This window comes from Leptotrichia sp. oral taxon 498, from assembly GCF_002240055.1.
GTDB classification, from domain to species: domain Bacteria; phylum Fusobacteriota; class Fusobacteriia; order Fusobacteriales; family Leptotrichiaceae; genus Leptotrichia; species Leptotrichia rugosa.
In genome coordinates, this window is the sequence record NZ_CP016753.1 from 35,139 (window position 1) to 60,728 (window position 25,590).

General features: G+C 29.7%; 24 protein-coding genes and 2 tRNA genes. All 26 read right to left on the reverse strand.

All coding sequences use genetic code 11. The features are described from left to right. Window positions 1–99 precede the first annotated feature (99 nt). Complete coding sequence (locus BCB68_RS00130; RefSeq protein WP_094078989.1) at window positions 100–2,547, reverse strand: LptA/OstA family protein; 2,448 nt, start codon at window positions 2,545–2,547, stop codon at window positions 100–102. A gap of 9 nt (window positions 2,548–2,556) precedes the next feature. Further along, on the reverse strand, window positions 2,557–5,253 hold the full coding sequence (gene mutS, locus BCB68_RS00135) for a DNA mismatch repair protein MutS (protein ID WP_094078990.1): 2,697 nt from the start codon (window positions 5,251–5,253) through the stop codon (window positions 2,557–2,559). Between the two features lie 65 nt (window positions 5,254–5,318). Continuing rightward, complete coding sequence (locus BCB68_RS00140; protein WP_094078991.1) at window positions 5,319–5,675, reverse strand: arsenate reductase family protein; 357 nt, start codon at window positions 5,673–5,675, stop codon at window positions 5,319–5,321. Window positions 5,676–5,818: 143 nt separating this feature from the next. Further along, window positions 5,819–7,801, reverse strand: a complete 1,983-nt coding sequence (gene uvrB, locus BCB68_RS00145) for an excinuclease ABC subunit UvrB (protein WP_172826448.1) — start codon at window positions 7,799–7,801, stop codon at window positions 5,819–5,821. A gap of 57 nt (window positions 7,802–7,858) precedes the next feature. Next, window positions 7,859–8,611, reverse strand: a complete 753-nt coding sequence (locus BCB68_RS00150) for a tetratricopeptide repeat protein (RefSeq protein WP_094078993.1) — start codon at window positions 8,609–8,611, stop codon at window positions 7,859–7,861. Window positions 8,612–8,811: 200 nt separating this feature from the next. Next, window positions 8,812–9,603, reverse strand: coding sequence for a tetratricopeptide repeat protein (locus BCB68_RS00155; RefSeq protein ID WP_094078994.1), 792 nt, complete (start codon window positions 9,601–9,603; stop codon window positions 8,812–8,814). A 106-nt stretch (window positions 9,604–9,709) separates the two neighbouring features. Continuing rightward, window positions 9,710–10,144 (reverse strand): HutP family protein, encoded by a 435-nt coding sequence (locus BCB68_RS00160; RefSeq protein WP_094078995.1) that lies wholly within the window; start codon window positions 10,142–10,144, stop codon window positions 9,710–9,712. An 18-nt stretch (window positions 10,145–10,162) separates the two neighbouring features. Beyond that, on the reverse strand, window positions 10,163–10,603 hold the full coding sequence (locus BCB68_RS00165) for a type II 3-dehydroquinate dehydratase (protein WP_094078996.1): 441 nt from the start codon (window positions 10,601–10,603) through the stop codon (window positions 10,163–10,165). 19 nt (window positions 10,604–10,622) lie between these two features. Next, window positions 10,623–11,117 carry a shikimate kinase gene (locus BCB68_RS00170; protein ID WP_094078997.1) on the reverse strand — a complete coding sequence of 165 codons (495 nt, stop codon included), beginning with the start codon at window positions 11,115–11,117 and terminating at the stop codon, window positions 10,623–10,625. 15 nt (window positions 11,118–11,132) lie between these two features. Continuing rightward, the gene (locus BCB68_RS00175; RefSeq protein WP_094080725.1) at window positions 11,133–11,321 is read right to left on the reverse strand and encodes a DUF4250 domain-containing protein; all 189 of its coding nucleotides are present in this window, start codon (window positions 11,319–11,321) and stop codon (window positions 11,133–11,135) included. 18 nt (window positions 11,322–11,339) lie between these two features. Then, on the reverse strand, window positions 11,340–12,152 hold the full coding sequence (locus tag BCB68_RS00180; RefSeq protein ID WP_094078998.1) for a hypothetical protein: 813 nt from the start codon (window positions 12,150–12,152) through the stop codon (window positions 11,340–11,342). Window positions 12,153–12,170: 18 nt separating this feature from the next. Further along, window positions 12,171–13,019 carry a hypothetical protein gene (locus BCB68_RS00185; RefSeq protein ID WP_094078999.1) on the reverse strand — a complete coding sequence of 283 codons (849 nt, stop codon included), beginning with the start codon at window positions 13,017–13,019 and terminating at the stop codon, window positions 12,171–12,173. 28 nt (window positions 13,020–13,047) lie between these two features. Continuing rightward, the gene (gene aroE, locus BCB68_RS00190; RefSeq protein ID WP_094079000.1) at window positions 13,048–13,866 is read right to left on the reverse strand and encodes a shikimate dehydrogenase; all 819 of its coding nucleotides are present in this window, start codon (window positions 13,864–13,866) and stop codon (window positions 13,048–13,050) included. A 93-nt stretch (window positions 13,867–13,959) separates the two neighbouring features. Continuing rightward, window positions 13,960–14,676 (reverse strand): pseudouridine synthase, encoded by a 717-nt coding sequence (locus tag BCB68_RS00195; protein WP_094079001.1) that lies wholly within the window; start codon window positions 14,674–14,676, stop codon window positions 13,960–13,962. A 139-nt stretch (window positions 14,677–14,815) separates the two neighbouring features. Continuing rightward, complete coding sequence (locus BCB68_RS00200) at window positions 14,816–15,913, reverse strand: RNA-guided endonuclease InsQ/TnpB family protein (RefSeq protein ID WP_094079002.1); 1,098 nt, start codon at window positions 15,911–15,913, stop codon at window positions 14,816–14,818. A gap of 188 nt (window positions 15,914–16,101) precedes the next feature. Next, entirely contained in the window at window positions 16,102–17,283 is a 1,182-nt protein-coding gene (locus BCB68_RS00205) for a chorismate mutase (RefSeq protein ID WP_094079003.1), read from the reverse strand. Window positions 17,284–17,394: 111 nt separating this feature from the next. Beyond that, window positions 17,395–17,469, reverse strand: a tRNA-Cys gene (locus tag BCB68_RS00210). A 15-nt stretch (window positions 17,470–17,484) separates the two neighbouring features. Continuing rightward, window positions 17,485–17,570 (reverse strand) — tRNA-Leu (locus BCB68_RS00215). A gap of 149 nt (window positions 17,571–17,719) precedes the next feature. Continuing rightward, window positions 17,720–17,935, reverse strand: a complete 216-nt coding sequence (locus BCB68_RS10650; protein ID WP_216639350.1) for an integrase core domain-containing protein — start codon at window positions 17,933–17,935, stop codon at window positions 17,720–17,722. 26 nt (window positions 17,936–17,961) lie between these two features. After that, window positions 17,962–18,342 carry a helix-turn-helix domain-containing protein gene (locus BCB68_RS10655; RefSeq protein WP_216639351.1) on the reverse strand — a complete coding sequence of 127 codons (381 nt, stop codon included), beginning with the start codon at window positions 18,340–18,342 and terminating at the stop codon, window positions 17,962–17,964. A 257-nt stretch (window positions 18,343–18,599) separates the two neighbouring features. Continuing rightward, on the reverse strand, window positions 18,600–19,823 hold the full coding sequence (locus tag BCB68_RS00225; protein ID WP_094079004.1) for a chloride channel protein: 1,224 nt from the start codon (window positions 19,821–19,823) through the stop codon (window positions 18,600–18,602). A gap of 179 nt (window positions 19,824–20,002) precedes the next feature. After that, the gene (locus BCB68_RS00230; protein WP_094079005.1) at window positions 20,003–20,638 is read right to left on the reverse strand and encodes an MliC family protein; all 636 of its coding nucleotides are present in this window, start codon (window positions 20,636–20,638) and stop codon (window positions 20,003–20,005) included. A 205-nt stretch (window positions 20,639–20,843) separates the two neighbouring features. Further along, entirely contained in the window at window positions 20,844–22,232 is a 1,389-nt protein-coding gene (gene rlmD / locus BCB68_RS00235; RefSeq protein WP_094079006.1) for a 23S rRNA (uracil(1939)-C(5))-methyltransferase RlmD, read from the reverse strand. 71 nt (window positions 22,233–22,303) lie between these two features. Then, window positions 22,304–23,572 carry a M20 metallopeptidase family protein gene (locus BCB68_RS00240; protein ID WP_094080726.1) on the reverse strand — a complete coding sequence of 423 codons (1,269 nt, stop codon included), beginning with the start codon at window positions 23,570–23,572 and terminating at the stop codon, window positions 22,304–22,306. Between the two features lie 338 nt (window positions 23,573–23,910). After that, the gene (locus BCB68_RS00245) at window positions 23,911–24,750 is read right to left on the reverse strand and encodes a metal ABC transporter permease (protein ID WP_094079007.1); all 840 of its coding nucleotides are present in this window, start codon (window positions 24,748–24,750) and stop codon (window positions 23,911–23,913) included. Window positions 24,751–24,879: 129 nt separating this feature from the next. Continuing rightward, window positions 24,880–25,584, reverse strand: coding sequence for a metal ABC transporter ATP-binding protein (locus BCB68_RS00250; protein ID WP_094079008.1), 705 nt, complete (start codon window positions 25,582–25,584; stop codon window positions 24,880–24,882). Between the last annotated feature and the right edge of the window lie 6 nt (window positions 25,585–25,590).

Here is a 25,590-nt window from a genome sequence, read left to right on the forward strand (position 1 = left end):
TTTTGTATCTCCCTTTTCTAATTAACGTTTCAACTTTATCTTTTGTGTTTTTATAAATTTTAACGTATTATAAAAAACTATTTTTTTGAATGAATCAAATTATTCTTCTTTTTCAAAATCTTTTTCATATTGAACTCCGTCATAATCTAATGTTGCTGTGTGCTTTTTACCATTTTTAGACCATTTTACTGGCACATCTATCGCTTTTTTATGAACATTTATTTTTACAGTCGACGGCAAATTTTCTCCATTTTCCGGAAAATAAATGTTGTCCGCTGCACGAGTCAGCATCTCTTTTGTACTCTCAGACGACACTGACTTATTAAAGTTTTTCTCAGCCGTGTCAGTTCCAGCTTTGGCTTTTGCATTAATTGCAACTTCTTGAGTTTTTCCACCGTAAAATGATTTGTTGACTTTTCCAGTAACTGACATAAGTGCTGAATTCGAAGATTTCCATTTTATCGAAACAGGCACTCCATTTGAAGCTGTCATCGCTTTCGGTAAAACTGCTCTTCCATTTTCTTCATTAAAGGATAATTTATTTATAACTTCCTGCACTGCCGCCACATTTTTAGGATCTGATTTATTTTGCTCAAATCCGCCATTATTCAATTCATATTGCATTTGAATATTTCCATAATTTTCAAGCACTCTATTTCTTATGTCATATGTTGCTTCTTTAGAAGAAATTATTGTTTTTCCCTGATAAGTCACAACATTTCCATTTAATCTTATCTTTTTGTCCTTTAAATAAATAATTGCTTTGTCAGCACTTGTATTAATCGTTTTAAACTGTGGCAATGTACTTACAATTTTAACATTGTTTCTAGCATAACCCTCCTGTTTATTCATATCCATATACAAGTAATTTGAAGTCATTTTGGTACTATTTTTAAAGTCAACCATTACTTTGTCTCTTGCAAGAATCAAGTTTCTTAGTGAATCCATTTCATTATACTGTGAATCAAGCGTAATATCCTTGTAAGTCATATGAACATTTTGTTTAATTTCAGTACGGGTGATACTCATATTATTTCCTTTTTTATGTTTAACAAAATAAACTTTTGCAGTATTTCCTCTAAAATGTACAGCTTCCGATTCCACAAGCGGTCTTGGATCATTTGCCAAATCTTTTACATTTCCACGAATTTTCCCAGTTACATGTCCATCAAATCTAAATTCTTTTTTCTCAAAACTTCCTTGACCTTTATCCGCTGAAATTCTATCCCCTTGAACACTTGTCATAACCATTTTATTTGCGTAAATGTCTTTAGAAATTGTATTCATCGTACCATTTTCTCCATGTACCGTAAAATTTTGTTTTCTCACGTTAAAAGGTCCGTTCATCGTCGCGTCTCCAGTGGCAAAGCTATACACAAGTCCTGTTCCATCCATTTTATAGTCATCATAATTAACTGTATAATAATCGTTTGTTGTCATAGTTCGTGCTTTCAAATTATAAACTCCGCTTCTGTAAGTTCCTGTCGTCTTTCGTGGCAAATAATTATAAGTTCCATTTCCATCACCATTTATTATTTGGGCAACTTTGTCATAAAAGACATGGTCTCCGGTAATTATCATTGTTTTTCCAGTATAAACGACATGTCCTCTTCCATCAACTTGCTTTTTATCGACAAGATATACTGCACTATCCGCTGTAACGACGCTTTCTTTTCCTATATAAACGACATGTCCATTTCCATTAATTTGTTTTTTCTTGATAAAATACACAGCTGTATCTGCTTTAACAACACTTTCTTTTCCAGTATAAACAACGTTTCCAAAGCCTTCTACTCTTTCGTTCTCGTCGTCTTTCATATAATAATCCGCCTTTTGAGCATCCAATTTGTTTTCAGGATCTTTATAATGTACATTTCCTTCTGCATTTCCTATTTGGTTAATCTGATCATATCGCATTTTATCCGCAGTCAGCGTTCTTTTAGTCTTTTCTTCTGTATAGACAACATGCCCCTCTGCAATACTTACTTTTGTTGGATCGTTATAAGTCATTTTGTCTGTTGTTATTTTCTTTTTATCTTTGTTGTTTATATAACTCACATGTCCTGTCGCAACTATATCTTGAAAAGTTGTCGTCGTTTCGACTTTATCCGATTCAGAAACGGTTTTATCAACATTGTTTACAAGTTTTGTCCGAACTGGAGAAATTAACTTATCACCTTGTTTTTTATAATCTGCCCTCTCGGTATAGATTTCCCATTTTTTATCTTTTGTCGCTCCCACAACTTTTCCTTTCAAAATTGCATCGTAAGTTTTTGTATTTACTTCCCCTTCTTTTCCAGAAATAAGCATTTTTTTCTTAACCAAATCAATTATAACTTTTTTAAATCTTACAACTTCATCACCCTCAGAACCAATTTGTTCATCGGCATAAACTATCACTTCATCTTTTAGTCTATACACAACTTTTTTAGCTTTCATATCTTTTTGCATCTGATCTAATGGCGCTGGAATTTTTTTAAAAAACACGGTATATATAAAGTATATCAATATTAAAAGCAATACTCCATAAATTATTTTTTTCCACATTTTTTTCTCCTAATTATCTTTTTTTATTTTTTCTTTCAACTCAAATAGAAATTTCATCGCTTTCATCGGAGTTACATTATTTACATCATAATTTTCAATATCTAAAACAATTTTTTCTAAATTTTCTTTTTCTCTTTCAATATTTTCTTTTTCTTTTTTTATTTCAAAAATTCTTTTTTCATAAAAATTATTTTTTGTTTCTGAATTATTTTCAAATTCCTGTCTTTTTTCACAAATCTCAAGAGCTTCCTCGTTCATAGAAAAAAGTGAGAGCTGTGTCACATCTATCGTCTTTTCTATAAGCTCCTTTTTCTGCTCTAATCGCTTCAAAAATCTTTTTCCTTCACTCAAAATTTCTCTCGGAAGTCCCGCAAGTCTTGCAACTTCAATTCCATACGACTTATCAGCGCCACCTTTTACAATATTTCGCAAAAACATAATTTTTCCATCTTTTTCATCGACTTCAATCCGATAATTTTTTATATTTTTAAATTTTGACGCAAGATCAGTAAGTTCGTGATAATGTGTCGCAAAAACTGTTTTTGCCCCGATTTTATCGTGAATGTAAATCGAAATCGCTGTCGCAATTGAAATTCCATCAAAAGTGGAAGTTCCTCTCCCAACTTCGTCTAAAATCACAAGGCTATTTTTCGTCGCATTGTTCAAAATATTTGAAACTTCGCTCATTTCCACCATAAACGTACTTTGCCCTGATAAAATATCGTCTGATGCGCCAATTCGAGTCAAATATTTGTCAACGATTGAAAGTTTTGTACTTTTTGCTGGAACAAATGAACCAATTTGAGCCATGATTGAAATTAGTGCAATCTGCTTCATGTAAGTCGACTTTCCCGACATATTAGGCCCTGTCAAAATCACAAAGCTCTCTGTTTCACTCAAAAAAGTATCATTTTCAACATAATCGTTTCTTCCAATAAGTTTTTCCACAACTGGATGACGCCCACCTTTTATTTCAAAATCATAATCTTCACAAATTTGAGGTCTTACATAATTATTTTCAGTTGCAACTACCGCAAAAGATACGACTACATCAAGATAAGAAAGTATTTCCGCAAGACTTGTCAAAATATGTCTTTTTTCTTTAATTTTAGCGCTAATTTCCTTAAAGAGATGATATTCCAAATCTTCAATTTTAGCTTTTGCATTAATAATCGTGTCTTCATATTTTTTAAGTTCTGGTGTCACAAATCTCTCTGAATTTGTCAAAGTTTGCTTTCTAATATAACTTTCTGGAACTAAATCTAGATTTGACTTTGTAATTTCGATAAAATAGCCGAATACTTTATTGTACTTTATCTTCATATTTTTTATTCCAGTTTTCTCTTTTTCCCGCTTTTCAATTTCCAAAAGAAAATCTTTTCCAGAGTTCATGATATTTCTAATCTCGTCAAGTTCACGATTAAATCCTCTTTTTATAATATTTCCCTCCCGCACAGAAAACGGCGCATCTTCATTTATGCTCTCTTCAATTATTTGAAAACACTCAAAAAGCTTTTGCGCATCTATCTCACTAAAAAAATCATATTCTTTTAATAAATTCATAATTTTAAGCGATGATTTTATCGTCTTTTTCAGCGCCACCAAATCTCGTCCATTTTCGTTCCCAAAAACGATTTTCCCAACTAACCGCTCCAAATCGTAAACTTCTTCCAATATTTCCCGCAAGTCTTCTCTTAACAAAATATTCTTTAAAAAACATTCCACATCATTTTGTCTTTTTTCAATTTCTTTTATATCAAGAAGCGGATTATTTATAAATCTTTTTAAAAGCCTTGTCCCCATCGAAGTTTTACATTTGTCAAGAACCCACAAAAGTGAGCCATAAACAGTCTTTTCTCTCTGATTTTTCACAAGCTCCAAGTTTTTTTGCGTAATTGAATTAATTTCCGCATAATTTGAAACATTTATAAATTCCATTTTTTCAACCGTCAAATCATTTCCAACCTGCATTTCCATCACATAAAAAAGTGCCATTGCAGCAGCATTTATAACAACTTTTTTATTTTTTATCCCATAACTTTCAAGCGACACGACTTTAAAATAATCAGTTAAAAACTTTTCACTATCCCTAACTTTTGTAACAAAAGTTACAGTAGAGCCATTTTTTTGCGTAAAATCATCTATCTTTTCTTTTATAACTCTATAAAATTCTTCCATTATCAAAATCTCTTTAGGCTCAATTTTATTAAGCTCATTAAATAATTTTATATAATTTTTATCTTTTTCAATTTCGGCAACTTTAAATTCCCCAGTTGTTATATCAATATATGAAATCCCAACTTTATTATTTTCTTCCAATATACTCATCAAATAATTATTACTTTTTTCATCCAAAGATTCGATGTCCATAACTGTTCCCGGCGTTATAATGTTGACAACTTCCCGTTTTACAATTCCTTTTGCCGTTTTAGGATCTTCCACTTGTTCACAAATCGCAACTTTATAACCTTTTGCAACCATCTTAGAAATATATGAATTTGCCGAGTGAAACGGAATTCCAGCTAATGGTACATCCATCCCCTTTTCCCTATTTCTTGAAGTAAGCGTCAGCCCCAGCTCTTTTGAAGCCGTAATTGCATCTTCAAAAAACATCTCATAAAAATCACCTAGTCTAAAAAACAATATACAGTCACGAAAATTTTCCTTAATTTCTGTATATTGTTTCATCAGCGGTGTCTGTGTCATATTTATAAACCTTCTTTCATTTTTACTGTTTTATTATTAGAGTATATCACAGTTTACTTGCTTTTTCAATTTTTAAAAACTTTTTCCCATTCATTTTCCTTAAATCCAACCAAGACAAAATCACTTCCGACAACAAGCGGTCTTTTAATAAGCATTCCATTTGAGCAAAGCAATTTTAACTGCTCGTCTTCTGACATATAAGCTAATTTATCTTTTAATTTCAATTCTTTATAAACAAGTCCGCTCGTATTAAAAAATTTTTTTAGCGGCAATCCACTTTTTTTGTAAATTTCTTTCATTTCTTCAAATACTGGCGGCTGCTCTTTAATGTCCCTTTTTTCACATTCAACATTATTTTCTTTAAGCCATTTTAATGCTCTTTTACAAGTTGTGCATTTTGGATAATGGTATACTTTTATCATTTTTTTCACTCTCCTAATTTATTTTTATTTAATTTTTTTATTTTGATTCTTAAAAAATTTAAGTAACAATATTTTTCTTCACTTACCGCTTTTTAGTAATAAGTCAAGATCCCTTGTTATTTTATTATTAAATAATTTTATTTTTATAATTCCATCAAAACTTTTTTTAATTCGTTCATTTTATCTCTCACTTTAATCGCTTCTTCAAAATTAAGCTCTTCTGATAATTCTTTTATTTTTTTCTCCATTTTTTTCACTTCTTTTTCAATTTCTTTTGTATTTTTATAATTTTTAGCAACCTTTTTGACTTCTTCCTCTTTTTCTAATTCATAGTCAACTAACGCCGCATCGATTTTTCTTTTTATTGATTTTGGATTGATTCCATTTTCTTTATTGTACTGCTCTTGAATTTTTCGCCGTCTTTCCACTTCGGTTATTGCTTCTTTCATGCTGTCAGTCATTCTGTCAGCGTACAAGACTACACTTCCTTCCACATTTCTTGCCGCTCTTCCCATTGTTTGAATAAGCGATCTTCTTGAACGCAAATATCCTTCTTTATCAGCTTCCAAAATTGCAACAAGTGAAACCTCAGGAATATCAAGTCCTTCTCTCAAAAGATTTATTCCAACCAAGACATCAAATTCACCTTTTCTAAGTCCTCTTATTATTTCAGTTCTCTCAATCGTATCAATGTCCGAATGCATATATTTTATTTTTATCCCGTAGTCCAAATAATAATCCGTAAGCTCTTCTGCCATTTTTTTTGTAAGCGTTGTAACGAGAACTCTTTCTTTTTTGGCGACTCTAACCTTGATTTCATCCATCAAATCATCAATTTGATTTTCAGTCGGACGAATGTCTATACTTGGCTCAACAACTCCTGTCGGACGAATTAACTGCTCCACGATTTCCCCTTTGGACTGCTCTATCTCATAATCACTTGGAGTTGCTGAAATATACACTGCTTGCGGAACTTTTGCAAAAAACTCTTCAAATTTTAGTGGTCTATTGTCATAGGCACTCGGAAGCCTGAATCCATTTTCAATAAGCGAATGTTTTCTTGCTCTATCCCCTTTATACATCCCATTTATCTGCGGCACGGAAATGTGCGACTCATCCAAAAATACGACTAAATCATCGGGAAAATAGTCAATCAGCGTATCAGGCTCTTCTCCGGCATTTTTTCCAGTCAAATATCTCGAATAATTTTCTATTCCTTTACAGTAACCAATCTCTTCAATCATTTCCAAGTCATATTTTGTCCGCTGCTCTATTCTCTGAGCTTCAACTAATTTATTTTCAGCTCTGAATTCGTGAACTCTGTCTTCCATTTCCCTTTTTATTTCCAAAAACATCTTTTGGGTGTCTTCTGTTGTCAAATAGTGTGTTGCCGGCATTATCGTAAGTCTTTTTACCTCTCGAATTTTTTGCCCTGTAAGCGGATGTATCTCAAAAATACTTTCCAAGTCATCCCCAAAAAACTCAAATCTGTAAGCGGTGTCTTGATAAGACGGATACAAGTCCAAAATATCCCCTTTCACACGAAATTTAGAACGCTCAAAAGAAATATCGTTTCTTTCGTATCTAAGCGAAATAAGCCGTTTTATAAGCTCATCTCTCTCAATTCCAGTTTCTACATCAATGGGGATTGATTTTTCTTTATACGCTTCTGGCGACCCCAAACCATAAATTGCTGAAACTGATGCGACAATTATGACATCTCTTCGATTCAAAAGTGCTGCGGTTGCCGCATGACGCATTTTATCTATTTCATCGTTAATTGACGAATCTTTTTCAATGTATGTATCTGTTGCCATAATATATGCTTCTGGCTGATAATAGTCATAATATGAAACAAAATATTCCACAGCGTTTTCTGGAAAAAAGTTTTTATATTCGTTGTAAAGCTGCGCCGCTAAAGTTTTGTTAGGTGCCATAATCAACGCTGGCCTATTTATTTTTTCAATGACATTTGCAACTGTAAATGTCTTTCCAGAGCCCGTTACCCCAAGCAGAATTTGATCTGTAATCCCATTTTCCAAATTTTCCACTATTTTTTCAATCGCTTTTGGCTGATCTCCAGTCGGACTAAATTCCGAATGTAGTTTAAAATCCAAATTTATCACCTCTTTTTATTTTAAAATACAATTTTAAATTTTCTCAACCTCAAAAAATATCTTTTTTTATTTTGCTTTTTTAATATAATCTAAATTTTCTTTTAGACTTTTTTGTAATTCCAAGTTATCTGAATAATCGCTTGATTTTTTAATCAATTCCAAGCCTTTTTCCAACCATTTTTTAGCATTTTCATAATCATCTAGCGCAATGTAATCTTCAGCTAAATTGTTGTACGCCCACAAATTTCCTTTTTTTATAGAAGCTAAATACCATTTCATAGCTTCCTTCTGATTTCCTTCATCATCAAAATTCAATCCTAATTGATTTTCTGCAGAACCACCCTCATCAACTTTGACAGCTTTTAAGAACCATTCTTTTGCATTCTTATAATCTTCCAAATATGAATACGCAAGCCCCATCCAATAATAATTATCAGGGGCATCTGCTACTTTTGCATATTCTTTATAATATTTTATTGCTTTTTCATAATCTTCCAACTCAATATAAACATATGCCAAATTTGAAACTGCAACTAAACTTCCTTTATCAACCGCTTTTAAATACCACTTTTCAGCTTCCTTATAATTTTCCTCATTGTCATACAAAGTGCCTAATATATTTAAATACCCAGCATCATCTGGAAACTCATTCAAATATTTTACAATTAAACTTTTTTCAGTTTTTGTATCTTTCTTTTCATACGCTTTATTTATTTGATTTTCCAGTTTTTCTTTTTCTGATTTTGTCATTGCCGAAAATCCTTGAACTCCTAAACCTAAATTTATAGCTATTAACAATAAAATAAAATATTTTTTCATACTAAATGTTTCCTTTCCTGTAATTTAATTTATTCTATAAAATAAATTTTTATCTCACATAATATTTTTTATTTTTATAAACGAAATAAAATATTGGGGGATAAATAAAAAATATTAGAATTAAAAATTTATCCCTAAAATTTCTAATTTTTTTGATTTTAAAATTTTTTCTAATTTTATAAATATCAATCAGAACAAATTTAATTATTTTTAACACTCTTAATCATTTCCTGTATCTCTTTTACCTGCTCTGTATTTTTTTCTTTTTTCGCTGTTTCAAGAGCTTTTGTCGTCCATTTTAAAGCTTTTTCTTTATCTCCCAGCATCTGATAAAGAAAACCTAAATTTGCTTGGCCTCCTGAATTTCCTTTACTTGCTGATTTTAAAAACCACTTTTGAGCTTCTTTTTGATTTCCTTCATCGATATAAATCTGCCCCAAAATATTTTCTGAAAGACCGTCCTCATCATAAATATACGATTTCAAAAGATTTTTTTTAGCTTCTTCAATATTGTCTTCCTTATAATTTAAAATGCCTAAGATATAGTCTTTTAAGCCTTTCTGATTGTCAAGAATTTCATTAAAATCTTTATCATCAACTTGTTTTAGCCATTTTAACGCATTTTTAGTATCTTCAGCTCCCAAATATATTAATCCGATTATCAGTTTCACATCCTGTTTTTTCCCATTTTCATCAAAAAATGGATATTTTTTCTGCAATTCCACAGCTTCATTAAACTCTTTTTCAGCTTCACTATTCCTTTCCATATCAATATAAATCATTCCTAACACTATTTTTAGAAAAACCGATTTCTCAGGATTTTCCAAAATTGATTTTTTTAATATTGATATAGCCTTCTCATTATTTCCTCTTTCAAGTTCTTTTGTTACTTCAGCCTCTATCTTATCTAACACCTTCGAATTTGCAGAAAAATTTTGTGCTCCAAAAGTTAAATTTGATAAAATTATCAAAAGAATTAATATTTTTTTCATTTAATAAGTACCTCTTTTACTTTTTTATTTATCTATTTTCTTAATTTAAATATTTTTTATTTACCAAAAAAAGCTCACACCAATGCAGTTTGAGCTTTCTTTTTTTTTATTTTTCATTTTCCAAGACGGAAACTGAACGATGTGCAACCGAAGTTATGACTTCGTTAAACTGCAAAATTCCAACGCTCAAAAAAATAGCGACTGACAAATGTTCTCCAGAACGAGCAATTCCTATTTTCCCACCGACGCTAAGTCCGTTTATAATTGTTTCAATTTGACTCATAGCTTCTCGCATAGCGCCAATAATTGCTCCATCGTGAACATGCACATCCTGTATTAAATTATTCCTTTTTGCCGCAATAAGCGCACTTTCAATAAATTTAAACCGTGAATTCGGCATAATTCCACCGACATCGACTGCCGCCGTCTTTATTCCCTTCAATCTATAACTTTTCACAAGTTCCCGTTCTTCTTCTCGAGATGAGATCGCTAATTTTAGTGCTATTCTACAGATTTCCACACTTTTGTTATTTTCTTCCATTTTGCAATTCCCGCTTTCCTATTTTTCTAACAATAATTTAACAGCTTCGACATACCCGTCTTTGCCTTTCCCATAAATTTGAGCAATACACGCAGGTGCTGTAACCGATATTTTTCTAAAGTCTTCCCGTTTGTGAATATTACTCAAATGAACTTCAACTGTAGGAATTTGAATTGACTTAATTCCGTCAAAAATCGCATAGCTGTAATGTGTAAACGCTCCTGGATTTATCACAATTCCATCGATTTTCTCAAAATAAGCCGACTGCAATATGTCAATTATTTTCCCTTCATAATTTGATTGAAAAATTTCAATTTCTACTTCTTTCGGACTTTTTAAGTTAAATTGTCTTTTTATATATTCACAAACGCTCTCGTAGTCGTCATTTCCATAAATTCCTTTTTCCCTAATTCCTAAAAAATTTAAATTAGGTCCGTTTATTATCCATATTTTTTTCATCTAATTTTCCAGCCCTTTTCTATATTTTACCTTTTAATGCCATGACAATTCTATTTATGATAACTTCCATATTGTCATCATTTTCTACGACAATATCAGAATATTTGTGATAAAGTTTTATTCTCTCGTCATATAATTTTTTTAAATTATCCAAATTTTTAAGAAGTGGTCTAGCTTCATGATTTTCTTTTGCAATATTTTCCAGCTTTCTATTCAAAAATATTACAATCCCATTTTTTTTCACAATTTCCATATTTTTTTCTTTTTTTACCGCTCCACCGCCAGTTGAGATAATTATTCCATCTTTTTTCGACAATTCTTCCAAATATTTAGTTTCAAGCTCTCTAAAATAATCTTCTCCGTCTTCCGAAAAAATATCCGATATTTCTCTATTTTCACACTCTTCCAAATATTTATCCGCATCATAAAATTCAAAATTAATTTCATTTGACAGTAAACTTCCTATCGTACTTTTCCCACACGCAGGCATTCCAATTAAAATAATATTTTTCATATAATGTGTTTTCTCCTATTTTCTTTTAAATTGGTTCTCTTCTTTATTATAAAAATATCCTGCTTTTTCCATTTTATCCAAAACTTCAGTTTTATTTTTTCCATAATAATTTACTAAATCATCTAAATCTTTAAATTCATCTCTAAGTTTAAGGTTTAAAATGCTGTAAAGCAAATTCATATCTTTTGTTTCAAAATTTATCATAATTTTTTCAGCTCCCAATTAAAGTATAATTTTTACCATTGTTTCATCATCTTCATCAATATCTTTTATTATGCAGTTTTTAGAACTATCCGCAAACAAAGTATGATATTCATTGTCATCTTTTTTTTCTATAAAATCTCCAATTTCTACATTTTCAATACCAAGGTCGCCAGTCACTTCATAGATTTCATTGTAAATTGTTTCAAGAAAACCTATATCAAAAATTGTAAACAACTCTGATTCTCTATTTAATCTAAGAAAAGATTTTTCTGGAATTATAAAGTACAAAGTTGATTCATAACCCATATTTATTCCAAAAATTTCCATTCCATACGCTTTTAATTCGTAATTTAAAATTGCATACAAAATATCAATCAACGATTCTTCGTATTTTTCTTCTTTAGATTTTATGCTCTCCCAATTTACATCAAGTTCATTTGGATCAATCCCCTTTTTCTCAACTAATTTTTTCAATCCTTCCGTATAACCTTTTGACATAAATTTATACAAAAAACTATCCGCCTTTTTAGCCAAATATTGATAGTAAAAATCCGAAAATGTCTTAATCGTCTCACCTGACTCTTCTTCCCCAAAAGTATTAAAAATCGCTTCTTTTGGCTCAAAAAAATACTCTCTTCTAGTATTTATATAATTTACTAGCTTTTTTCCTTCCAAAACTTCTGCTGCAAAGTCATCTAACTCATTGTATATTCTAAAATCAAAATTATTACTATTTTGTGAAATTTCCATATCAGTTGCTTTTACAAAAGTCGAAGTTTCATTTGGCTGTATGGGACTATCCATTCCATAAACTTTATCTTTTTCACTCATTCTAAAATCTTCCTTTCCCTATTCTTTGCTTTTGTCGTTATTTTCTTTTTTCTCAATTGATTGTGCTATAAACTTAAGATTTGAAATATTTTCAAATTTTGCCAGCTTTTTTAATTTTTCTTTATTTTCAGCGGATAATCTTGAAGCATCAATATATCTATCAAAATATTTGTCATAGTTACTGTATAATTTTTTCAATTTTTTTAAGCTGGATTTAGAACCTGCTGCCGCCTTTTTTTCGATTGTTCCTTCCATCGCCCTTGTATTTAAAATATTTTCCAGATTTCTATATTCTTCTTCTACAAGCATTGACATCTGTCCACTTGACATCTGCTTGTATTCATCTTTCGTTTTAGAATCTCCCACACTATACAAATAATCATAAATTGAATTCACATTTTGATCAATTGTCCCAGCATTTTTTTCTCCTTCCAAATACGTATTCATATTCAAGTTAAAAGTTTCCAATATCAGATATGTGTTCGTGTAGGTGTAAGACTGCATATCACTTACATCCTGTAAAAAATTTCCAAACGCCCTTTTTAGAAATTTTGGATATTCAACGACATAATCACTATAATAAGCATACATTGATCTAAAATCTGATTTTCTGTTTCCTGTCAATTTTGCAAATTCCCTGTCAAAATATCCTCTGTTTTCACGGTATAAATTTCCCATTATTTCTGCATAAACTTTGTTCATTAAAGCTGTGTTATCCGCCGTAGCTAGAGGAGTTCCATTAAAATATTTATCAAAAGTCTTTTTTTGATTTGCATTTCCCGTATCTATCATCTCTTGATTAGTTATAGAAAATCCAATATTTGCAAGACTCAAAGAAATTATTGCTACTACTATTTTTTTTATCATTTTTTTACCTTTTCCTTTCTAAAAAAAATTATTTATATAATTTTTCAGATAATCTAGTGTGTATTTTTTCTAAAATTTTTACATCATATTCTTCTTCATTCCAGATTTCTTCCGATTTTATTGCTTGTGAAATAAGCATCATAAGTCCATTTGAAATAACTTTTACACCTTTTTGTTTATATTTTTTCATAAGCACTGTTTCTTCTGGATTGTAGACAATATCCACCAAAGCATTTGTATCAATGAAGTTGCTATCATTTAACGGACATTCATTTATATTTGGATACATTCCCACAGGTGTACAGTTTACGATTAACTCAATATTTTTAAGTCCTGAAACTGCCGAATAATGAATCAATCTATCTTTAGTTCTCACTTTAAACGAATCATTTTCTTCAATTGTGGCAAGATAAACATTTTCTGCACCACTGTCTATCAAAACATTATAAATTGCTTTAGAAGCTCCACCTGTTCCAAGTACCAAAACTTTTTTCCCTTTGACATCAATATTATTAATTCTCAAAGTTTTTAAAAATCCAAAATAATCAGAATTATCTCCAATTAATTTCCCATTTTTACAGGTAATTGTATTTACAGCTCCGATTTGTTTTGCAATTTTAGAAACTTCGTCCAAATATTTAATCACTTCCACTTTATAAGGAATTGTGACATTTATTCCTTTAAATTTTCCTTTTTTTATTTCTTCCATCAATTGACCTATCTCATCAGATTGTCTTTCAATCATTTGATAATTTGCGTTTTTCCCAGTTAATTCAAAAAAAATTTCGTGAATTTCTTTAGAATAACTATGACCTAATTTTTCTCCCAAAAGTCCATATTTTTCCATTTTATCTCACTTTCCAATTTTTTTTACTTTTGTTTTGTCAATTATATCATATTTTAAATTTTTTTTCGATTAATTATTTTTTTTAAAATAAATTTAATTTAAAATCAAATTCATTTCTTCTTCGCTCAGTTCTCTATATTCTCCCAATTTTAAGTCTTCAGGAAGTAAAAGTTTTCCCATTTTCACCCTTTTCAAATATAAAACTTCGTTTTCAACAAACTTAAACATCCTTTTAACTTGATGAAACTTTCCTTCCGAAATCGTTATAAATACCGAATTTACTTTTATATCTTCATCTTTATCAATAATTTCGATTTTTGCCTTTTTTGTCACAAAATTTTCTTCCAATTTTATTCCATTTTCCAAAATTTTCTTTTTTTCAATTGTCAAAGGTTCTTTTAACTCCACATAATATTTTTTGTCAACATGCTTTTTCGGTGAGAGCAAGTTATGCGCCAAAACCCCGTCATTTGTGAGCAAAAGTAAACCTTCTGTGTCAATGTCCAATCTTCCAACTGGAAAAACTTTATAATTTTTATATTTTTCACAAAGTAAATCAATCACGGTTTTGTGTTTACCATCTTCTGTTGCACTAATAACTCCAGATGGTTTATTCATCATTATGTAAACAAAAGGTTTATAAGTAATTTTTTCACCTTCGATCTTCACATCATCTTTAATCTCGTCAACTTGCATTTTCGCATCTTTTACGATTTTTTCATTAACTTTTATTTTCCCTTTTTTCAAAATAATTTTGACTTCTTTTCTTGTTCCAATTCCAGAATTTGCCAAAAATTTATCTAATCTCATATTTTATTTTTATCCTTCTTTAAATAAAGTGAACTACTCCCGCTTTTAGAAGCGGGAGCTTCTTGGGAAGTATCTGCTTTTGCTAGCCAAATATATTTACCAAGCTCTTCGGGCAGTTCCTGACCTGTTTTTTTATTTCCTAATATTTCAACATTTCTTTTCCAACATCTCTTATATTCAGTGCCGCATTGTAATCTCTATCAATTTCAATTCCACAGCACTCACATTTATAACTTCTTTCTGATAATTTCAGTTCCTCTTTAACGTTTCCACATTTACTACAAGTTTTCGATGACGGAAACCACTTATCTATCTTCAAAAATTGCTTTCCTAAAAACATCAGTTTATACTCAACCATCCTCAAAAACATTCCCCATCCATTATCTCCTACACTTTTCCCAAAATTTAATGCCTGACTCATCCCTTTCATATTCAAATTTTCAACAACCACAGCATTATAATCTTCAGATAATTTTTTCGATAATTTATGCAAAAAATCTCTTCGACAATTCTTGATATACTCATGTAATTTTGATATTTTCATTTTTTGTTTATACCAATTTTTAGAAAATTTCACTTTTCTTGATAATGATTTCTGTAATTTTTTCAATTCTTCTTCCAACATCCTAAAATATCTTGGATAATCAGCTTTTTGGTTTTCAGAACTGACAAATAATTCAGACATTGAAAAATCAAGTCCAATTACTTTATCATTACTAGCTACCTTTTGGATTTCTTTTTCAAATTCTGTCAAGATGGAAACATAGTAATTTCCATTACTGTTTGTTAGTGTTACCGACTTTATCTTGTAATCTTCTGGTATTTCTCTATGATATTTCAATTTTATTCTTTTCAATTTTGACAAAACCAAATATTTGTTTTCCTCAATTCGTATCGAATTGTTCACACAATTTGTCGTATAACTTTTAACACTAGTCTTTTTAAATTTGAACTTTGGAAACTTCGCTCTCTTTTGAAAAAAATTCGTAAACGATCGTTTTACATTCAATTGAGCATTTGAAAGTGCCAGACTGTCAACTTCTTTCAAAAATTGGTTTTCACTTTTTAAACTGGCAGGTGTAATTATTTTATTTTTTCCAGTTTCTTCATAAATTTTATTAGCAGTATACAAGATCGTATTGTAGACAAAACGAACACATCCAAAAGTCTTGTTTATCAACAATTCCTGCTCTTTATTTGGATAAATCCTGTATCTGAATGCTAAATTATATTTCATAAAATTACACCTCCTTTTGATTTTGAATATTATTTTTAATTATTTCTCTTCGATATTTTATACAAAAATTGTATCATAGGCATATCCTTTTTTCAATTTTTTTTATAAAAAAAGCAATTCATCTCCCACTTATAGAAAGCCTACGACTTCTTGCTATCTTTTTGTTAAATTAAATTAAATCAAATATTTTACTGATTTAATTGTAAATTATAAACTTTATAATTTCCCAATATTTGCAAATAATTTGATTTTTGCCTAATTTTCTCAAGCGCCAATTTCACATTTTCATTCTTAATATTCCCTTTAAAATCAATGTAAAAATAATACTCCCATGGTTTACTCTCACGAGGTCGAGATTTTAAATTTACCATATTTAAATGATATTCATAAAAAATTTGAAGCAGTTCCACAAGCGCTCCAGATTTGTCATTTACACTTGTCACAATACTAATTTTATCACTTTTGTCAAGCACAATGTTCTCATTTGAAATCACAAAAAATCTCGTATAATTTTCTTTTTCGTTATTAATATTTTCGCATAAAATTTCCAAATCATACATTTCTTTAGTTTTTTTATTCGCAATACAAGCATTTTCAATATTTTTGCATTCTGAAACAAATTTCGCTCCAATCGCCGTATTCGACATTTTATTAAGTTTCCAGTCGTGATTAGCCAAAAACTCTGAGCATTGCATAAACGCCTGTTCGTGCGAATAAATATTTTTTATATCCTCAATTTTACTGCCTTTTATTCCAATCAAATTATGCGAAATTTTATGCTGAACTTCCCCAATTATATGAATACTTTTTTTATTAATCAAATCAATACTATCCCGCACTTCTCCCACTATCGAATTTTCAATCGGCAAAATTGCAATATCAATTTTTCTACTATTTACCGCTTCCACCAAATCTTTATGACTTTTAAAATTAAAAATATTTTTATTATTTTCCAAATTTTTTTCATCAAATTTTTTATTATTTTTCAGTAAATTAATTAAGACTTCATACGCATAAGATCCTGGAACCCCAGTATATCCAATCTTTTTATCAAAAAAATCCAAATCATTCACATATTTTGTATTAATCCCAATTTTAAATTTTTGATATTCTTTACTGGAATTCATTATATCTTTAAAAATTATCTCAATATAGTGAGATAATTCCATATTTTTTACTTTTTTTAAATTTTTTGTAACAACTTCCTTTTCCCGAATTTCATCAAAAATTTTTTTTCCAGTCTGCTTTTTAAACTGTGCAACTTCTTGAACAATTGCAAGTCTTTCCTCCAGAAGTTCCACTAATTTGCTGTCAATTTCATCAATTCTATCTCTAATTTCGCCCAAATCAAGCCTTTTATTTATTCCCATTAATTTTTCTCCCTCGCAATAATTTAAATTTTTTATTTATTATACCACAATTTTTCTATAAAATAAAAAAAAATGACTACCAAACAGCAAATCATTTCTAAAAATCTATATTGGAGGCGACAACCAGATTCGAACTGGTGTAAACGGTTTTGCAGACCGCTGCCTAAGCCCCTCGACCATGTCGCCGAAACTTTTCAAAATTGGTGCCCGAGGCCGGAGTCGAACCGGCACGATATAAAATCGACGGATTTTGAGTCCGTTGCGTCTACCAATTTCACCACTCGGGCAAATTTAAATTACTCGATTATTATAATATATTTTTTTAATTTTGTCAACATAATTTTTCAAATTTTTTATGAAATTATGTATAGTTGTCAAACATTTGTTACAAAAACTTTAAAAATAAATAGAAAAGTTATCTTACTAATGTCTTAGCCTAATTGTTTGTCCTGTATTCTTTCAGCATTTCATTTGGACTTTTAAAATTTAATACTTTTCTTGATATATTATTGTATCTGCTGCAATATCTTTTTACTGACCTTCTTAATTCTTCCAGACTTCTAAATCTTTTTCCTAAATAATAATTGCTGTCTAGCCTGTGGCTCCTTTCCACTTTCCCATTCTGCCACGGCGAATACGGTCTTGTTGTCATATATTCTATCCCTAGTTCTTCCAGCTTTAACTCAAATAAAGCCTTTTAGGCTTTTTGGGCTTATTATCCCTAATTTTTCTTATTATTCTGCACATAGTTCCATAAGAACGGCTGTATCCCAGTTTTCTAGCTTCGGTATATACCTGTGCCAGTCCTTCATATGAAAATCTCCTGTATTTTTTCATAATTAAATCTATTTCTTCCTGAGTATGTTGATTTGGATGACTTTTAGGTCTTCTGCTTTTCGGCATCAGTGACTGCACTGTCCCGTCATATCTGTCACGCCATCTCTTAATCTGCTGTCTTGATGTCTTATATTTTAATGCCGCCTTTGAATTATTGTTATATTTTATTGCATACTCAACTGCCTGTTGACGAACACGGTACTCTTCTGATATACTATTCATAGAAAGGTTTCTCCTTATGTAGTTTTGGTCGGCTTACATTATATCAGAAACCTTTCTTTTTTTCTTCTTTTTTGTCACATATGTATTGTACCACGACATTAAATTTATAATAGAATGAAATTTTTATTTTATAATATTTGTTTTTAATTATATATTAAAAATTTTTACATTTTTAACTTTATGTCTTTTTACATGAAAATTCTTCTTTTTAATATTTTTTATTCTAAAATAACTACATTTTTAAATAATTTTTAATTTTATTCTTCAAAATAATTTTTTTGCAGTCCATAGGTCGATATTTTTCGGTTCACCAAATAAGCAAATACAACAATAATCACAAAATATGGCAAATTGCTAAACCCAAACACTTCTCCACCAATAAAAATTGGCGCTAGTAAAGTATTTGTCGCACTTCCAAATACACTTATATATCCCGCTGCTGCGACAAATTCAATTGGTAAACCAAAGAAAATAGCTATCACGGCTCCCAATGAGGCTCCAATTGAAAACAGCGGTGTCACTTCTCCCCCCTGAAATCCTGCAGATAACGTTAATGTCGTCAATATCAATTTAATTATCCAGTCATACATATAAACTTGTTTCCCCGAAAAACTATTTTCAATTAAATTCGTTCCAAGTCCAGTATATCGACCTTCATGCAGCATCAAAAATACTATACTTAACAAAATTCCAATAACAAAAATTCTGTAATAAGAATTTTTAATCTTTTCTGACAAATATTTCTTCAAAAAATTTTGTAAATAAACAAATAAATTTCCAACAATTCCAAAAATTATCCCTAAAATTGCAAATTTTACAAATGCCAAAGGCGTTACTGCAAAATTTGTATTTACAAAATGATTAAATTTTTCAAGTCCAAGAAAAGCGGAAGTCCAACTTGCAACAAATGAAGAAACAATTGCCGGAAGTAAAGCATACAGCTGCAAATTCCCCAATGTCAAGACTTCTAAAGCGAAGAATAGAGCTGCTATCGGAGTTTGGAATAATCCTCCAAAACCTGCTGCCATTCCTATCACTAAAAAAATCTTAGATTTATTTGGAAAGCCAAAATATTTTTTAAATTTATGAGAAATTGTTGCTCCCAACTGTACAGCAACCCCTTCACGCCCAGCACTTCCGCCAAACAAATGTGTAATCCAAGTTGCAATTGACACAATTGGAACCAGTTTCAATGGAATTTCATTCTCAATTCCATGTCCCACTTCAAAAATCAGCCCCATTCCCTTTTTCGCCCTACCGGCAAATTTTTTGTAAATAAAAACTATCAAAAGTCCATCCAAAGCTAAAAAAGGAACAAAATAATACAAATACTCTTTTCTAATATTTCCTATTAAAAGCAATCCTCTCCCAAAAATTGTATCAATTATTCCTACAATAAAACCAATAATAATCCCAGCGACTATCAATTTTAAATACAGAAAATATGAATACTGATAGCTTTCTTTTATATTTTTTAACATATAATTTTCCTTTCTAAAATTTATTGACATAAAATTTAATGACTCTTAATATTAAACCCAATTAAATTTTATCATATTTTTTTTGAACATAATAGTTTTATTTTAATTTTGAAATAAAAAAAAGCTGCTTAACACAATTGATAAAATCGTATAAACAGCTTTTTTATTTTTATTTTTGGCTATTCTTCAATTGAACCGTGTCCATTACTTTTTAGAGCACAGTTTTTATCTTTTCCATTTTCTGTATAAATAGCTTCTTTTTCTTTTATTTGAATAGAAACATTTCCGTCGGAATATTTTTCTCCACTACCAGATACTGTAGAATCTAAGTTATATATAGTTCCATAACCATCAGCTAATTTTACTTTATCTGTTGAAAGATTTTCAACTGTTATATCTTGATAACCGTCACAACTGAATTTTCTCAACAAATTAGTTTTTTGATTTGAACTTCCATTATTTGAATTTTCATTACTTGTCAAATTACAGCTTTCATCATTTCCGTTTGATGTAAATACAGCATCATTTCCTTTTATTTGAATAGAAATTCCATTACCCTTGTATTCTTCTCCACTAGCAGATCTTGTTAATTTCAAATTATAAACTTTTCCAGTATCATCTGTTAATCTAACTTTATTTGTAGAAAGATTTTCAACTGTCACGTTTCTGCTACTGCAGCTAAACTTTCTTGTCAAATTTTTAGAAGTTGCTGCAGTTTTTTTTCTTGATGATCTTGATATAGCTGAATATCCGATAGAAGCGATAGCCATCACTCCAATTAAAGTTGCTAAAATCATTTTTTTTGTTGATTTCATAATATTCCCTCGCTTTTCTTCAATTTTATTTTTTGAAATTTTTTTTTAAATTTTTAAATATCTTACCTCCAAATTTCAGTATGAGTATACTCTACTTTACTTTGTTTACAATATTTAATTAATTATAATTTTAATAGTTTTTCAATATAAAAATCATATAATTTTTAAAATTTCTGCTTTTCAAAAAATTTTTTTTTAATCTTATTTATTCTGATCTTGTGAGCATTCCAACACACTCAATATGTGCCGTCTGAGGAAACATATCCACCGCAGTAATTTTCTCCAATTTATACCCTTTTTCAATCAAAAATTTACTATCTCTAGCAAAAGTCGCTGGATTACAAGAAATATAAACTATTTTTTCAATTTTATTTTTTACAACGCTTCTAAGTGCTTTTTCATCAATTCCTCTTCTAGGCGGGTCAAAAATTATTCCACTAATTTTTTCTTTTTTCAAAATTTCAGGTAAAATTTTTTCAACTTTTCCATTTAGTAAACTCACATGCTTCAATCCATTTTCTTCAATAGTTATATTTCCCGCAACAACCGAACTTTCAACACTTTCAATACCAATAACTTTTTTAACGTTTTTAGAAAGTATCATCGCAATCGTCCCAGTCCCAGAAAACGCATCAACCACAGTTCCTTTTTTATTTTCTCCAAAATATTCAATCGCTTTGTCGTACAATTTTATCGCCTGTCTTTTATTAATTTGGAAAAATGAATCTGGATAAATCTTAAATTTTATTCCTTCAATTTCCTCTTCCAAATAACTTTCACCAAAAATATGTCTACTTTCATTACCTAAAATCACATTATTCTGCTCTTTTTTCATTGAAATATAAACTGATTTCACTTTTTCGTTTTCTTCATACATTTTTTCTAGAACTTTAACCAAATTCTTATATTGGGAAGTTTTATTTACAACAACGACAACCATAACGTCATTTTTTTCATTATTTCTTACCATTATGTGTTTCAAAAATCCAGTATTATTAACTTCATTATAAACTTTAAATTCATTTTTCGTTCCATTAAAACTGTTTATTTCTTTCAAAAATTTATTTATTATTTTATCAGCAATTTCTGAACGTAACAGATTCTCCTTTGCTGTAAACACATCATGAGATTTTCTCGAATAAAATCCTGTCATAATTTTTCCATCTTTTTTATAAATTGGCTCCGCTGTCTTGTTCCGATAATTTTTTTTATGTTCACTCGCAATTATATCTTCCAAAATAACTTCTTTAAAATTTATCCCGCCAATCTTTGTCAAAACCTCTTTCAGCATCTCATTTTTATACTCCAGCTGCTTCTCGTATTTAAGCATTCCAAAGTCACATCCGTCAAAATCTTCAAAACTTACTTTTGACAAATCTGCGATTCTATCTTTTGAAGGCTCAATTATCCGTGTAATAAGTCCTCTCCCATAACTTTTTTTCAAAGAAATAATCTCGATTTCAAGCTTATCACAAGGTACACTCATTGGAACAAAAAATGTAAATCCATCAACCCTGCCAATTCCTTCGCCGCCAAATACAATTTTCTCAATTTCAATTTCCAATTTTTGACCAATTTTAAAATTTTTTCCCATTTCTTAATTTTTTTCTCCTAATTTTATAAATTATTTTTGTAATTCTAAAATAATTTTTTTTATATTTTCTATTACTTTTTCAAATATTCCAAAATATTTTTTAATTGTAGTCCAATCCCATATTTTATTGCTTCTTCATCTACATTAAATTTTGGATGATGTAAATCATAAATCATATTTTTAGTTTCATTTCTTGTTCCCAATCTAAAAAAACATCCAGGAATTTTATTCAAGAAATAACTCACATCTTCCACATCCATTCTTGCCTCTTTTATTCTTTCAAGTGAATTTTCTCCAAATAAATCAACAATATTTTCAGTAACAAACTCCGTCATTTTTTCATCATTAATCACAGGAGTATAACCAAGTCTTATGCTAACTTTCACTTTTCCACCAAGACTTTCTACAAAAATTGGCAAATCCCTCTCAATAGTTTCTTTTATAAAAAGTCTAGTCTCATTAGAAAGTGTTCTAATTGTCCCTAACATTTCCACTTTATCACAGACAATATTATTCGTCTCTCCACCTTTAAATGATCCAATCGTAATAACTGCACCTTCTCTAGGATCAATTCTTCTGCTCACAATTGACTGAAAAAACTCCAAAACTTTCGCTCCAATCAATATCGCATCAACCCCTTTATGTGGTAACGCCGCATGAGCTGAAACTCCATGAATAGTAGCTTTCAATTGTGCCGAACAAGCATGAGCTTTCCCAACTTTCACACCAATTTTCCCAGTCGGAATCTCTGGTGCCATATGAAGTGCAAAAAACGCATCAATCTTTCTTCCAGCACCTTTACTGTTTTTTTCTTTGTCCTCAAAATCACTATTTCCAAAAGCTTTTTTTTCAAATTTTAAAGCGCCATTTTTTATCATTCTATCAGCACCACCATTAGTTTCCTCCGCAGGTTGAAAGAAAAATCTCACAGTTCCATTCCATTTATCCTTATTTTCCACTAAAACTTTCGCGACTCCCAATTGAATAGTTGTGTGAGTATCGTGCCCACAAGCGTGCATTTTCCCAAGATTTTTCGACTTATACTCCACATCATTTTCCTCAAAAATCGGCAATGCATCAATATCTGCCCTCGTCGCAACAGTATGATTTTTACCATTTTTCTTATCATCATTATAAATTGTCGCAACCACGCCAGTATTTATAATCTCAAAAAATTCAATATTATTTTTTGATAAAAATTCCTTAATTAGTTTACTCGTTTCAAATTCTTCGTCCCCCAATTCAGGATTCATATGTATAGTTCTTCTAATTTTTACCATTTCATCATAAATTTTATCAACATTTTCTTTTATAAATTTATTTAATTCTTGTGAATTCATCATCATCACTTCTTTCTCTTTTTATTTTCTATATTATATTTGAAAAATCGAATAAAATCAATGTTTATTTGATTAATGGCTAAATAAACTTTTTTCAAAAAACTGTAATACTAAAATCAAACTTAAAAGCTATGGCTATTTACTCAAAACCTAAATTTATACAATTTCATTAGTTTAATTTTAAATTAGTTCGAATATATTTAAGAAAATAAAAATAATTATAAAAAGCACCAAGATATTTTTTTCTCAGTGCTTTATTTTTTATTTAATCTTTAAATTTAATAGTAGTCTGTAAACTATAATATTTTTAATCTAAAAATTTATTTAATTTAATCAATTTATCTAATTTTTCCTTTTACAAAAGCACCTACTTTCACAATTAACATTATAACAATCAAAGCTACTATTATAGCTGGTCCTGATGGAATGTTGAAAATATATGAGAATAATAATCCGAATAATATTCCTAAAAATGAGAATAATATTGACAAATATATTATTACACTGTATTTTCTTGCGATAATTGCCGCTGTTGCTTGTGGTATTGTTAAAATTGAGATTATTAGAATAATTCCAATTGTTTTTATATTTATAATAATCGCTGATGAAATCATTATAATCATAAAGTAATTTACAAACTTGACTGGTACGCCGTATAATTTATAAAAATTTTCATCAAAACTTGAATAAACTATTGCTTTGTAGAAAATTACGAAAAATATGATTGTAATAATGTCTAAAATTAGCAGCGAAATTATATTTATGCTATTTGACAGCAAAATATTTCCAAAAAGATAAGTTGACATATCCGCTTGATAGCCCGGTGTCATAAAGGAAAATATAATTCCAATTGCCATTCCAAATGACATCATTATTCCAATTCCTAAATCGCCATTTACACCAAAAAAATCTTTCAGTATAAGTATCAATACTCCTGATAATATAGAAAATATTAATCCAAAAATCAATGGATCGTTTAGTGGCAATTTGAAAAAATATATTAAATACACTCCTATTCCGATTCCACCATACGAAGCGTGACTGATACTCGACGATATGAACACCATTTTTTTATTTACAATATAGGTTCCTATTATCCCACAGCAGATGCTTGATAAAATACCCACAATAAGAGCATTTCTCATGAAAGCATAGTTAAAAATTTCTAAAAATTCCATTTTTCTCCCATTCTTTATGTATTTCCTTTTTTATAAAAATATTAGTATCTTTATTTATGACTCGTTACTTTTACTGTATTCTTACTATTTTTGAAAAATCTCTATTTTTAATAATTATTAGCTAAAGCTCTATATTTTATGATTATGAATGTGCCTGTGAGCAAATTCACTCTTGAAAAATTCATTTTTATCTTCAAAAATACGAATTTCTTCTTCCACAATAAAAATCGAATCGACATAACAGCATAATTTATCCAGTTCATGCGAAATTACAACAATCGTAGAATCCGATAATTGCTTTATTTTCTCATATAACTCAAACTCAAATTTTTTATCCAAAAAAGATTCAGGCTCATCCAAAAATAAAATTTCTGGCGATGATATTAAAGCTCTCGCAATCAAGGCTCTCTGTAACTGACCTCCAGAAACTTCGCTAATCAACTTATCTTTCAATTTTTCGATTTCAAATTCAACAAGCAAGTCATTTGTCCTTTTTCTATCTTCTGCACTAAATTTTTTAAATAAATTCGACTTTTTTGTAAGTCCAGAAATCACTAAATCAAAAATATTAATAGGAAAAGAAGTATCAAACTCTCTAATTTGTGGCAAATATCCAATTTTATTCTTGTCAACATAGTAATCTATTTCTCCAGACTTTTTCTTCAAAAAGCCAAGCATCAATTTTACCAAAGTTGACTTTCCGCCACCATTTCTCCCAATTATTGCAACATTTTTTCCTTTATAAATATCCAGCGAAATATCACTCAGAATAGCATCTTTTCCATAATTAAAATTCAAATTTTTTACTGATATTAACTTTTTATTATTCTGCATCTTTTC